Below are 13,051 nucleotides of genomic sequence, written 5' to 3' on the forward strand. Positions count from 1 at the left end.
ACAAAAATTTAAAATTTAATTATTTCAATTTAATCTGATAAACCGCAGTGCTACCGTTCACTTCATTTCTAACAACCAACAAAGGTTGAGCATTAGGCGAATCTTTGGCGGCAATAAAAATCAGATCTTCAGGTCCCACATCGCCTTGTTTAATCACATCAGTGCCGAAACTTGTAGTTTCATGTTTTCATTCGTCTTTTATTTAAATATGACCAAGTTATAAACATTAGGTTGCATAGAGATGAAACTTTCATTGCATTTTTCTTGCAATTTTTTGGCTCAATTATGCAAAGCTTTTACTACATCTGAATGGCAATCTTCATTTAAACTGTTTAAAAATCTCAGCTTTATTGACTTATGAATAGCACGCCAACACATCAGGCTTTACAACCCGAATTTAGACTTCTTGTGCTATTGGTCTCTATTGGCTTTTTTATGCAAGGCCTGGATACGACCATCGTCAATACAGCAATCCCAGCGATGGCAAGAAGTTTGGGCGAAGACCCGCTACAAATGCATAGTGTGGTCGTGGCCTATGTCTTGTCTGTCGCAGCGTGTATTCCTTTAAGTGGTTGGTTGGCCGATCGTTTTGGTGTACGAAATACCTATTTCACAGCCATCATTATTTTTACATTAGCATCGCTAGGCTGCGGCATGGCCAATAGCCTGAATGAGCTGCTGGTTTATCGGGTAATTCAAGGCATAGGTGGCGCATTACTGCTGCCTGTTGGGCGTTTGGCGATGCTCAAAGTGATTCCTCGGACACAGTTTTTATCGGCCATGAGTCTGATGAGCCTTGCTGGTTTAATGGGCCCCTTAATTGGCCCTACCCTTGGCGGCTGGATGGTGGAAGTCGCAACATGGCATTGGATCTTTTTAATAAACATTCCAATGGGGCTGTTAGGGGTTCTTATTACCTTTAAAGCCATGCCCAATGTGACCGAACCGAGCGTACAACGCTTCGACTTTATGGGTTTTTTCTTATTGGTCGTCGCCATGGTGGGGTTATCGTTAGGCATTGAAAACTTTGCTAGCCCTCATCTTCCGCTATGGTGGAGCCTGCTTTTGGTCGCTGCAGGCATCATCGCCAGTTTGATCTATGCCTTTCATGCACATACCCACGCCAATGCGCTGTTTCGCAGTAAATTATTTCAAAATCGGATCTATGCTATCGGCATTATCGGCAACTTCTTTGCCCGCCTTGGCGGCAATGCCATGCCATTTTTGATTCCCTTAATGCTACAAGTGGCTTTTGGCTTTGAGCCATTTATCACAGGGTTATTGATGATACCGACGGTACTCGGTTCATTGGCATCAAAACCGATTATTCGTCAAATTATTCAACATTTTGGCTATCGTAAAGTGTTATTGGTAAATACCTTCTTGGTCGGTGCCTGTATTTGCAGTTTTGCACTCTCTACGGCTGAAACCCCCACTTGGTTACGTGCCTTACACTTTTTTATTTTTGGTATTTTAAACTCGCTGCAATTCGTTTCGATGAATACCTTAACCCTCAAAGATTTACCCCAACAAGATGCCAGCAGTGGCAACAGTTTCTTGTCTATGATTATGATGGTTTCGATGAGTATCGGTGTGGCTTTGGCAGGGACTTTAGTCAACGTGTTTACGGCCTATTATGGTCCTGCACAAATCGAAACAGCATTCCATAGCACCTTGATTTTACTCGGCTGCATTAACCTGATTACCGCAGCGATTTTTTGGCAGATTCCTAAACATGTGGATGTCTAAACCTGTGTCATCGGGCAAATCTATGACAGATCAACCTTTAAAGGGTTATGATAAAAGGGATACTTGGATACATTTTCATGCCTAAAAAAGCCAAATCACGTACCACAAAAAGTTCACTCAAAAAATACAGCCCGATTATTGCACTCAGCGCTATCAGCGGCGTCATGGTGGTGGCTGGATTAGGTTATTTAGCCGTGATGCCGCATCGCCCTGCATCTGCAGAAGAATATCCCGTCAAAGGTTTTGATGTTTCTCATCATCAAAAAGATATTCAATGGTCAAAAATTTCACCTAAAAAATACCAATTCGTTTATCTCAAAGCCACAGAAGGTGGCGATTTTAAAGATCGAAAATTTCAAGACAACTGGTTACAAGCACGGGAAAACGGCTTTTTAGTTGGGGCCTATCATTTTTACCGTCTGTGCCGTGATGGCAAGATTCAGGCGGAAAATTTTATTGCTTCCGTGCCGAAAAAAGCCGATGCCCTTCCTCCCGTGATTGATTTGGAATATGACACCAACTGCATTAACACCTACAGCAAAGAGCAGTTACTCAAAGAAATCAGCTATATGCATGATCGCTTGCACCGCCATTATGGCAAACAACCGATTTTTTATACCTCGAAGTCTTTTTATAATATTGTCTTAGCTGGCGAGTTTAAACAGACGCCGCTGTGGGTCCGCGAATATAAAGGCCCACCCGATCTAAAAAACAATCCGAAATGGCTGATTTGGCAACATACTAATCAAGGACAAATTCAAGGCATCTCGACCAGCGTCGATTTAAATGTATTTTCAGGTGATGATAAGGCTTGGACTGATTTTTTAGACAAAAATGGCGTTTCCCCGATCAAACCCCGTTGATTTATTCACCGACTCAGGACAACATCGAACAAAATAATCCATGAAAACTGAGTCGAAGGATGCGTATTTTAAAAACTTTTCTTATTATATTTTCAGTCTTTATGATCCTCGCCATCGGGATATTGGCATATTTGATCCAACCTTCAGGGACCTTGGCAGCGTTTAAAACATGGCATTATCAACTTCCCGCACAAAGCACTGCAGATACTCGCTCAGCGGCGCCCTATCACGTCAAATTCTTTGGCGTTTCCACCTTACTTTTTGACGATGGCCAAGAGCAAATTCTCATAGACGGCTTCTTTAGTCGACCTTCACTCAGTCGGACCGTATTTACTCAAATCCAAAGTGATCAGCCTTTATTACATAGCTATATCGACCAATACGACTTAAAACGCACTCGTGCTATTTTCGTGACTCATTCGCATTATGATCATGCGCTCGATATTCCAATGTTGGCCCACCAACTCCCCAAGGCCATAATTATCGGCTCTAAAAGTACCTTAAATATCGCACGGGCGATGCCAATCGCTGAATCACAATTACACGAAGTTCAAGCTTGGCAACCGATGCAAATCGGTAAATTCACCATTACTGCCATCCCCTCGCAACATACACCGCCAACGGCCGTTAATGATGATTTGGGAGAAGAAATTTCGCAGCCACTGCAACTCCCTGCACATTTTAGTGCGTTTAAAGAAGGTGGATCGTATGATTATCTCATCCAACATGGGCCGCATTACAGTTTAGTCAAAGCCAGTACTGGTGCTGTGCCCAAACAGTTGCAAAAACTAAAAGTCGATACTTTATTTTTAGGCATTGCCCAACTTTCCAAGCAAACGGCAGCGTTTCAACAGCAATATTTCAAAGAAACCTTAGCGATTCTTCAACCCAGTACCGTGATTCCAATTCATTGGGATAATTTTTTCAAACCACTGAATCCAGAGCTCGAATTTTTGCCCCGCTTTGCCGATGACACCCCTCAAAGCCTAAATCTATTAATACAGTCGGCAGCAACTCAAAACACCAAGGTGGTTTTACTCAGTCAACCTGTGTCGTTCGAGTTAAAAAATTGAGGAAAGTGCTGGATTGACTGTGCGATACTGACATTCAATTTTTAGGCACTGATCTAACTAGGCATGAGGAAAATCATACATATCGACATGGATGCATTTTTTGCATCAGTAGAGCTGCGGGAACGTCCAGAACTCAAGCAGGTTCCTGTTGTTGTGTCTTCACATCACCCTCGTGCAGTCATCTGTGCCGCGTCCTATCCTGCACGTGAGTTTGGTTTACGCTCGGCGATGTCGATGGCACAGGCCCGTAAACTCTGCCCACAGGTCGTGGTGATCGAACCTAATTTTGAAAAATATCGTGCCGTTTCGGCGCAAATTCATTCCATTTTTCAACGCTATACGTCGCTGATTGAACCGCTGTCTTTAGATGAAGCTTATTTGGATGTCACAGAAAATTTACAACACATTCCGAGCGCCACCGAAGTCGCTATGCGAATTCAGGCAGAGATTTTACAAAGCACTGGTTTAACTGCCTCCGCAGGTGTCGCGCCCAATAAATTTTTGGCTAAAGTCGCTTCTGATTGGAACAAACCCAATGGCATTTGTATTATCAAACCTTCACAAGTTCTGCATTTCATCCATGACTTGGCACTGAAAAAAATACCCGGTGTGGGAAAAGTGACTCAAGAAAAATTAAAAGCCATGCAACTCAATACATTGGGTGATTTACAACAAATTGATGAAGCCGTTCTGATTCATCATTTCGGTAAATATGGCCGACAACTCTATCTGTATGCACAAGGCATTGATGAACGACCAGTCCAATCTAGCCGCGAGCGTCAGCAGATTTCCAAAGAAACCACTTTTGATGATGATCTCACCCTGAGCCAATGTCAGCCCTATTGGCCCAAACTGATTGACCAAGTTTGGTCTAGTTTAGAAAAAAAGCAGTTAAGCGCACGTGGTGTATCGGCCAAATTAAAACTGAAGAATTTCCAAGTGCTACAGCACAGTAAAAGTTTTAAAACGTCACTGAATCATCGTGAAGACCTTGCGCAGGTATTACAGCAATTACTGCATGAAATGCATATTTCTGAGGAAGATCAATTTCGCCTGATTGGCGTAGGGGTCTATCAATTAAGTGCGCAAAACCAAGAAACACAACTTTCGCTGCTCTAAAAACTTCAAGAAGATCGTATTTGCTTAAGATTTAGGCAGAAGAACAAATTTAAAGCAATTTGCTATTCACAAAGCCTAAAATTAGAGTACTCTATCAGCGCACTACATTATCCGTGTATGCGCTGAGATGCTGAAAATCACCTTTACTTTCAGCATGCTGTCCTGTGATTGGCGTGACGATCAAATCCGAATATTACAGGGCAACTCTGTTGTCAATCATGGAATACCCCGCTGTATGCCTTCTGTAAAATCCGCTCCAAATCCTCAAAATATTTCACAAAATCAAGAACAACGCGCTCGTAAAGCCGCATTAAGTAGCTTCATTGGTGCCGTAGTCGATTGGTACGACTTTTTACTTTATGGCATTGTTGCCGCACTCATTTTCAAAGATCAGTTTTTCCCTAGTATTGGCAACAATATGGGCACGCTTGCTGCTTTAGCCACATTTGGCGTCGGCTTCCTGTTCCGTCCATTAGGTGGCATTGTGTTTGGACATTTTGGTGACAAGCTGGGTCGTAAGAAAATGTTGGTGCTCACCGTCATCCTGATGGGCATTTCTACTGTCGGCATTGGTTTACTGCCCAATTTTTCGGCCATCGGTTGGTGGGCCCCGATCCTGCTTGTGACACTTCGAGCAATACAGGGTTTTGCGGTCGGTGGTGAATGGGGCGGCGCTGCTCTGATGGCCGTGGAAAATGCCCCGAAAGGCAAAAAAGCCTTTTACAGCAGTGGTGTACAAATTGGCTATGGCGTCGGACTTGTTCTGGCAACAGGCGCTGTGTCGTTGATTATTGCCACTTTGGGTGAAGATGCTTTTGCTGATTGGGCATGGCGAATTCCCTTTATTGCCAGTATTATCTTGCTGGCTATCGCGATGTGGATTCGACGTGATCAAGACGAATCACAAGAATTTGTCGACCATGTGGTCAAAGCTCAACAAACGCTACAAAAATTACCGATTCTGCAAGCGATTAGCCAACACCCAAAAGCCTTTTTCTACATTATTGCGCTGCGCCTGACCGAGTTACTCACCATGTATTTGGTGACGAACTTTGCACTGAATTATTCCACCGCTCAATTGGGCATGGACAAACAGTTCTTCCTCAATATCACCTTAATGGTTGGTGCCATTAGCTGCTTCAGCATTCCCCTCTTTGCGCGGCTAGCAGATCGATTTGATCATCGTAAAATGTGTGTTCTGGGTGGATTGATTGGTGCGCTTTCTGCCTTTCCATTCTTCATGGCCCTTGATGCTCAAAATACTTGGCTGATTATTGTCGGTGCAATTTTCCTTGCCAATATTGCCCATGATATGGTGGTGAGTGTACACCAGCCGATTTTCACCTCCCTGTTTGGTACCACCTATCGCTACAGTGGCGCAGGTGCCGGCTATCAAGTGGCCAGTATTATCGGTGGTGGCTTTACCCCAATGATTGCAGCAGCTTTGGTGATTTGGGGTGATGGTTCATGGCATTATGTAGCAATCTACCTTGCTGTTGGCTGTTTATTGACGGCCTTGGTTGCAGCTACAATGCCTAAAACTCAAGATTAAGTGACCTTTTTGCTTTCAGGATATTCCGCATGACCATCCAACGCCTGCATGTTTCAAAACGCTTTTCCGAAATCGCTATTTCAGGTCAATTGGTCCATTTAGCAGGTCAATTGGCAACAGACCTTGATTTAGACATCAAAGGACAAACACAGCAAACATTTGAGCTTATTGATCAGTTCCTTGCAGATGCCGGTACAGATAAAAGCCAGATTATGTCAGTGACCATTTATCTGAAAGATATTGAACAGGATTATGCAGCATTTAATGAAGTATGGGATGCGTGGGTGTCAGACATTGAAGCATTACCCAGAACTTGTGTTGAAGCCAAATTATACGACCCGCGTGTACTGGTAGAATTAACCGTCGTAGCCGTTAAGCCTGAATAATCATTAAGCCTAAATAACCATTAAAAAAAAGCATGTCTAAAGACACGCTTTTTTTTGCAAAAGGCTTTGCTCTTTGAATCCCTAAGATCCAATAATTTTGATCTTTTTACGTTCCAAATCTGAATATAAATGATATTTTTTCAAATCATTAACCGGTACAAATGGCGCTTGTACACGCTGCTCATTTAAGAAATCTTCGCGTAATTGAACGTACTCAGGCACATCATCATAACGAATGACACGATAGCCTGCCAAAGCGAGCAAAGCATCTTGATATTGCGACTGCTGCATCCGTTTGAGTACCATTGGATCATCTAAAGCGACGATCGCTAAGATTTGGTGCTGTTCATCGAGGACAACAAAGTCCGCCACCATATTTCGATACTTGTTCCGCGTCCGATAATATTTCGTGGTCAACAGTGCATCAAAAGACACATGCGCAAGGATTGTATGCTTAGGCAAAATTTCTTTTAAACGCGTGTAGGTTAATTGCTCATTAATGTTGAAAATAGCACGTTGTTTCAATGCGCTATCTTGTTGCTTAGAATCACCTTCTAAACTTTTCCAAGCCATTATGAGCACACAGAAGAGTAAAATACTCCCTATTACTATGTATATAGTCATCTCATAATCCTTTATATTTCTTATATTTTTGGTTTTTGACATACTTCTTATGAATACGAAGTATACAACCAGTATTATTTTTTTAATTTCCTATTAAAAAAAATAACTCTAACTTTCACACAATACGTATTTAAACTGACAAAAAGTTGCAAACTTAAAGCGTCAAACATCACATGCCACTTCGTTCAGAGTAATAGCATCCATTGCTATATATTGATACTTTAGATCATTCGCTAAAACGACAGCAAGTGCATTTCCTCTCACTGTCTGACAATTCCGATAAGCTGTCAAATTTTGCTCGTATTTCATTGAGATAACCGACGCACATATGGCATTGAGCTTGTAACAACATATAAAAATGCAAACTGTCTGATGCTGCCGAGCATATCAGCCATAAAAAAAGACACCGAAGTGTCTTTTTTTATTTCATCATTTTAAGCGCGTGATTTAGGCTTCGATTTTCCTTTGGGTTTCGAACCGCCAAAAGGTTTTTTCGCTTCACCCGTTTCACGCGGCGGCAGACCAGTATGCTGCGTCAAAATTTGACCACGCTCAGGACGCTTCTTGGTATTTGAAGGACGCGATTGAGCAGCCTTCGTCCGATTACCTTGTTCGCCTGTACGTTTTTGTGAATCACCCGCAATGCTTGAGTTCTTTTTACGTGCAGATTGGTATTGGCCCTCAGCACTACCCGCAGGCTGATACGTCGGAATCAAATGCTGTTTTGAGTTCCCGATCAGATCCTGACGGCCCATTTCTTTGAGCGCTTCACGTAGCAATGGCCAGTTGTTTGGATCATGATAACGCAAGAAGGCTTTATGCAAACGGCGGCGTTTTTCACCTTTCACGATATCGACATTTTCGGTATAACGCGCCACTTTAGCCAGCGGGTTTTTACCGGTGTAATACATGGTCGTTGCAGTCGCCATTGGTGATGGATAGAAGGTTTGCACCTGATCGGCACGGAAACCATTCTTCTTCAGCCAAATTGCCAAGTTCATCATGTCATAGTCAGTCGTACCCGGATGCGCTGCAATAAAGTAAGGAATGAGATACTGCTCTTTCCCTGCTTCCTTACTGAAACGATCAAACATTTGTTTGAAACGGTCATAGGTCCCGATCCCCGGTTTCATCATCTTCGATAATGGACCTTTTTCTGTATGTTCTGGCGCAATCTTCAGATAACCGCCAACGTGATGTGTCACCAATTCTTTGACATATTCTGGGTTTAACACCGCAAGGTCATAGCGTAAACCAGAACCAATTAGAATCTTTTTAATCCCCGGCAATGAACGTGCTTTACGGTATAACTGCGTTAAAGGTGCATGATCGGTATGTAAGTTTTGACATACACCCGGGAATACACACGACGGCTTACGACAGTTCTTTTCAATCTCAGGATCTTTACATGCCAAACGGTACATATTGGCCGTTGGGCCGCCTAAGTCAGAAATGATCCCGGTAAAGCCCGGTGCGGTATCACGAATTTTTTCAACTTCACGCAAAATCGATTCTTCAGAACGGTTTTGAATGATACGCCCTTCATGCTCTGTAATTGAGCAGAAGGTACAGCCACCAAAACAGCCACGCATAATGTTTACAGAGAACTTAATCATGTCAAAAGCAGGAAAACGCGCTTCACCATAAGCTGGATGCGGCAGACGTGCATACGGCAAGTCAAACACATAATCCATTTCCTCTGTAGTCAATGGAATCGGCGGTGGATTTAACCAGACATCACGTTCACCATGCTTTTGTACCATCGCGCGCGCATTGCCCGGATTGGTTTCCAAATGCAAAATACGGTTGGCATGTGCATACAGCACAGGATCATTCGCCACATCTTCATAGGCAGGCAAACGAATCACCGCCAATTCACGCGGCGGCAATTTATGCTTAATGGCTTTTGATGCAGGTTGCAGCTGCACGATTTGCGTGTCGGCGTCTAAATTATCGCCTTCACGAACAATCGGATTTGCTACCGCCTCTTTTTGGAAGCCCTGATATTGCGTAACGCTGTCTTTGCCTTTCTCGATTTCACAGCCTTCAAGGTCTTCAGTCATCACGTACGGGTTAATGATCGGATCGACACGGCCAATCGCATCGACATCATTTGATGCGATTTCAACAAACTTCGCTTTTGAAGCCCGGTTATTTTTATTCACAATAAATGCGGTACCGCGGACATCCGTAATCTCTTGGATTTTTTCACCACGGGCCAAACGATGCATGATTTCCGTGATTGAACGTTCACCATTACCATACATCAATAGGTCGGCTTTCGAGTCCATCAATACTGAACGGCGGACTTTATCTGACCAATAATCATAATGCGCAATACGGCGCAGCGAGGCTTCAATACCGCCCAATAATACAGGCACATCTGGATATGCTTCACGCACACGCTGGCAATATACCGTTGCTGCACGGTCTGGACGTTTATTCGGTTGATTATCTGGAGAATACGCATCATCCGAACGGATTTTACGGTCTGCCGTATAGCGGTTGATCATAGAATCCATGTTGCCGGCAGTCACGCCCCAAGCGATATTCGGCTTACCTAACACACGGAAAGCTTCAACATCTGTCCAATCCGGCTGTGCAATAATACCGACACGGAAGCCTTGCGCTTCTAAAGTACGACCAATAATGCCTGAGCAGAATGATGGATGGTCAATATAGGCATCACCGCAAACCAAAATAAAGTCGCAGCTGTCCCAACCGAGTTGATCCATTTCTTCGCGTGACATCGGCAAAAATGGCGCAGGGTCAAAACAAGACGCCCAATATTTGTCGTAATCAAACAACGCTTTTGGCGCAGTCTGCATAGTATAAGCAGTAGACATGGCTAGCAATTCTCGGCTGGCAGATGGAATGATCTGAAAAAAGATCAAAGAAGATGAAAGCCGATCATTTTACCATGAATTCCATTCATCATGCTTGATTATAATTTATACAACAGCTACAGAATCATTGAATTGTTTTATATAGACATCAGATGTAATCGTGCTGTAGCACGACTATAAAACAAGATTTAAATAAATCATTTGTAACTTTGCTTTAGTTTAAATCAACCTAGAATGTGCCATGAGTTATCGCATTTTTATTCAACATTAAAGCCTGCGCCTGTTGAAATTGAATGTGCATTTCAGGTAAATATTTTTCAATATAAATCTTACGCTTATCTATACTGTCTTGAGTCATTAATGGTTTTACATCAAGCATTTGACGGCGTGTCGTTTCCTGCTGATATTTCTGCCAAAAACTCAATGCTGCATTTGGATCAAAACCCGCTTTCGACATCAGATCAAGTGCAAGGACATCTGCTTCCAGTTCAAATTTTGAAACTTTAGGCAAAAAAACAGCTTGCCCAGTCACACTACTGGCCGCAGTAGCAAGCGCGCCGATACCTGCAGTTGAAGAAATCATCGCCACCTGACTAGCAAACAGCAAGGAAATCTTCTCACGATGATGATCACGCAATGCATGTGCCATTTCATGCGCCATCACAAATGCCAATTCATCTTCAGTCAGCTTTAGACTCCAATACAAACCCGTGTTAATAACAATTTTCCCACTCGGGAAACCATGTGCATTTAAATCTTTATTGAGATTCCCACTGACTTGCCAATCCCATTGACTCGAACCATGGCGGTAAAACTCCGCATTTTGCTTGAGTTTATTTAAAATTTGATCCAATTTCGGATCTATGATCAAAAGTTGCTTGTCTTTCGCTTGATGAATAAATTGTTGATACGATCTATCCGCCTGTTTAGTTAATAACTTTTGAGGAACGATAAAAAACTGTTTTCGCTCTGCGCCTGCTGTCCCTAAATTCGTGGTACTTGTACAAGCTGAGATTAAGATAAAAACCAAAGCCATCATTAAAATAGTTATATTTTTCATAATCGCCTTAATTTTAATACCAATATTGATCTATATATATAATTCTATCTAAAAACAAATGCAAAAATATTCAAAAAAACAAATAATTCATATTTATCATATATTTATTATTTTTCAAACTTTTAAAAATGATAACCAAAAATATTTTATTTATTATATTGTGATGCGTTTCATTATTATGAGGCACCTTTTAAAAGAAATATTAGACCAAAGTTGTATAATCATAAAAATAGTAAATTCCGCCATTTTTATAGCGTTATTTATATTAAAAAATAGATGTAAAACGAATATTAAATAATAGCTTATTCACATATTTCTATTTTAATTTATTCAATTGTATTGCTAAAAATAAACCGATCATCAAAATAACAGCAATAAAGCTCGTCAACCCCATCCAACCAGACATTTCCCAAACCAAACCACTACTACTACCCAAGATACTAGAACCTAAGTAGTAGCAAAATAAATACAGAGATGAACCTACGGCACGGTACTGCAGGGATTGAACTGATACCCAACTACTTGCCGTGGAATGCGCTGCAAAAAAAGCAAAAGTGAATATAATCAGCCCCAAAATGACTGACCAAAATGCCGGAATGAGCATGATCAACAACCCCAACAGCATCATGATCAGCATCGAAGGTAAAACTTTTGCCCGTCCAAAGCGTTTCCCCCAACTTGCAGCCCGAGGTGAACTATATATTCCTGCCAAATAAGCTATTGAAATTAGCCCAATCCAAGTTTGAGAAAGTTGATAAGGTTCTTCTAATAGGTGGTAGCTCATATAGTTAAATATAGAGACAAAACATCCCATGAGGATAAAGCCTTGAAGGAATAAAATTCTCAGCTTTGGATCTGCTAAATTTTTAACGAAAGATTCATAAAATCGGTTGAAACGAATGGGGTAAGCTTGAAAATGTTGAGATGCCGGAAGTAATAAAAAGAATGCTGTGGCTATACATAGGTTAATGATTCCAATAATCATCATGGCATTTTGCCAACTAATATAATCAATCAATACCCCGGCAATGAGACGACCACCCATTCCTCCAATCGCAGTACCCGATATATACAGGCCCATTGCAAAGCCTATATCTTTTTGCTCAATTTCTTCACCTATATAAGTCATTGCAACTGCAGCAACACCGCTCACACTTAATCCGATCAGCACGCGATTCAATAAAAATATTTCCCAAAGTGGAAATATAGAACTAATGATTGAAAGTGACGCTGCCAAAAATAAAGCGGTGACCATCACAGGCTTACGACCGAATCGATCTGAAATCAAACCAGTGAATAGCAGCCCAATCGCTAAGGCAATGGTAGAAAAAGATAAAGGAAAGCTGCTATGTGTCGGACTGACATGAAAGAAATTCGCAAAGATGGGCATCATCGGTTGTACACAATACAACGATGAAAAAATTGCGAAGCCAGCTAAAAATAAAGAAAATAAAATGGCAAGAAATGGCCGTGTGCCATATTCAATATATGGAGAATTTGAGGCTAAATCAGACATGAGCTTTCCATCAATGACAAGGATAGTATACGCCTTTCTGCCTTTAATTTAAAAATCACATAAAAATGAATGAAGAATTCTTTATTTTCTCCCCATTCCCTCCCTTTTCATCACACATAAAAAAACACCCCCTGAGATATCAGGGGGTGTTTCGAATAATGAGCTGGCGATGACTTACTCTCACATGGGTAACCCCACACTACCATCAGCGCTAAGAGGTTTCACTTCTGAGTTCGGGAAGGGATCAGGTGGTTCACTCTTGC

11 protein-coding genes and 1 rRNA gene are annotated in these 13,051 nt (G+C 41.9%); 6 read left to right on the forward strand and 6 right to left on the reverse strand.

From position 1 onward, the window contains the following. Positions 1–19: 19 nt before the first annotated feature. A complete protein-coding gene (locus tag FTT77_RS13095) occupies positions 20–157 on the reverse strand; it encodes a hypothetical protein (protein ID WP_162689750.1) in 138 nt (45 codons plus the stop codon). A 200-nt stretch (positions 158–357) separates the two neighbouring features. Between FTT77_RS13095 and mdtD the strand changes: the two genes are divergently transcribed. The 6 genes from mdtD (at position 358) to FTT77_RS13125 (ending at position 6,742) form a co-directional block, all read left to right on the forward strand. Beyond that, positions 358–1,749 (forward strand): multidrug transporter subunit MdtD, encoded by a 1,392-nt coding sequence (gene mdtD, locus FTT77_RS13100; RefSeq protein ID WP_180109414.1) that lies wholly within the window; start codon positions 358–360, stop codon positions 1,747–1,749. 77 nt (positions 1,750–1,826) lie between these two features. After that, positions 1,827–2,612: a GH25 family lysozyme gene (locus FTT77_RS13105; protein ID WP_180109413.1), complete on the forward strand. Its 786-nt coding sequence runs from the start codon at positions 1,827–1,829 to the stop codon at positions 2,610–2,612. Positions 2,613–2,671: 59 nt separating this feature from the next. Further along, on the forward strand, positions 2,672–3,685 hold the full coding sequence (locus tag FTT77_RS13110; RefSeq protein ID WP_180109412.1) for an MBL fold metallo-hydrolase: 1,014 nt from the start codon (positions 2,672–2,674) through the stop codon (positions 3,683–3,685). 63 nt (positions 3,686–3,748) lie between these two features. After that, positions 3,749–4,804 carry a DNA polymerase IV gene (gene dinB / locus FTT77_RS13115; RefSeq protein WP_180109411.1) on the forward strand — a complete coding sequence of 352 codons (1,056 nt, stop codon included), beginning with the start codon at positions 3,749–3,751 and terminating at the stop codon, positions 4,802–4,804. A 235-nt stretch (positions 4,805–5,039) separates the two neighbouring features. Further along, positions 5,040–6,356, forward strand: a complete 1,317-nt coding sequence (gene shiA / locus FTT77_RS13120; protein WP_180109423.1) for a shikimate transporter — start codon at positions 5,040–5,042, stop codon at positions 6,354–6,356. 29 nt (positions 6,357–6,385) lie between these two features. Then, positions 6,386–6,742 (forward strand): RidA family protein, encoded by a 357-nt coding sequence (locus tag FTT77_RS13125; RefSeq protein WP_180109410.1) that lies wholly within the window; start codon positions 6,386–6,388, stop codon positions 6,740–6,742. A gap of 81 nt (positions 6,743–6,823) precedes the next feature. On the opposite strand, the gene FTT77_RS13130 is transcribed toward FTT77_RS13125, so the two are convergent. From FTT77_RS13130 to rrf, 5 genes are all read right to left on the reverse strand, one after another. Continuing rightward, positions 6,824–7,366, reverse strand: a complete 543-nt coding sequence (locus tag FTT77_RS13130) for a DUF2726 domain-containing protein (protein WP_078189487.1) — start codon at positions 7,364–7,366, stop codon at positions 6,824–6,826. Positions 7,367–7,800: 434 nt separating this feature from the next. Continuing rightward, on the reverse strand, positions 7,801–10,212 hold the full coding sequence (locus FTT77_RS13135; protein WP_180109409.1) for a YgiQ family radical SAM protein: 2,412 nt from the start codon (positions 10,210–10,212) through the stop codon (positions 7,801–7,803). Positions 10,213–10,441: 229 nt separating this feature from the next. Beyond that, positions 10,442–11,272 (reverse strand): M48 family metallopeptidase, encoded by an 831-nt coding sequence (locus FTT77_RS13140; RefSeq protein WP_180109408.1) that lies wholly within the window; start codon positions 11,270–11,272, stop codon positions 10,442–10,444. A gap of 316 nt (positions 11,273–11,588) precedes the next feature. After that, entirely contained in the window at positions 11,589–12,788 is a 1,200-nt protein-coding gene (locus FTT77_RS13145; RefSeq protein ID WP_180109407.1) for an MFS transporter, read from the reverse strand. A 161-nt stretch (positions 12,789–12,949) separates the two neighbouring features. Further along, positions 12,950–13,051 (reverse strand): 5S ribosomal RNA (gene rrf / locus FTT77_RS13150); the annotation flags it as partial.

Origin of the sequence: Acinetobacter sp. YH01010 (assembly GCF_013420775.1) — a bacterium.
Lineage (GTDB): Bacteria > Pseudomonadota > Gammaproteobacteria > Pseudomonadales > Moraxellaceae > Acinetobacter > Acinetobacter amyesii.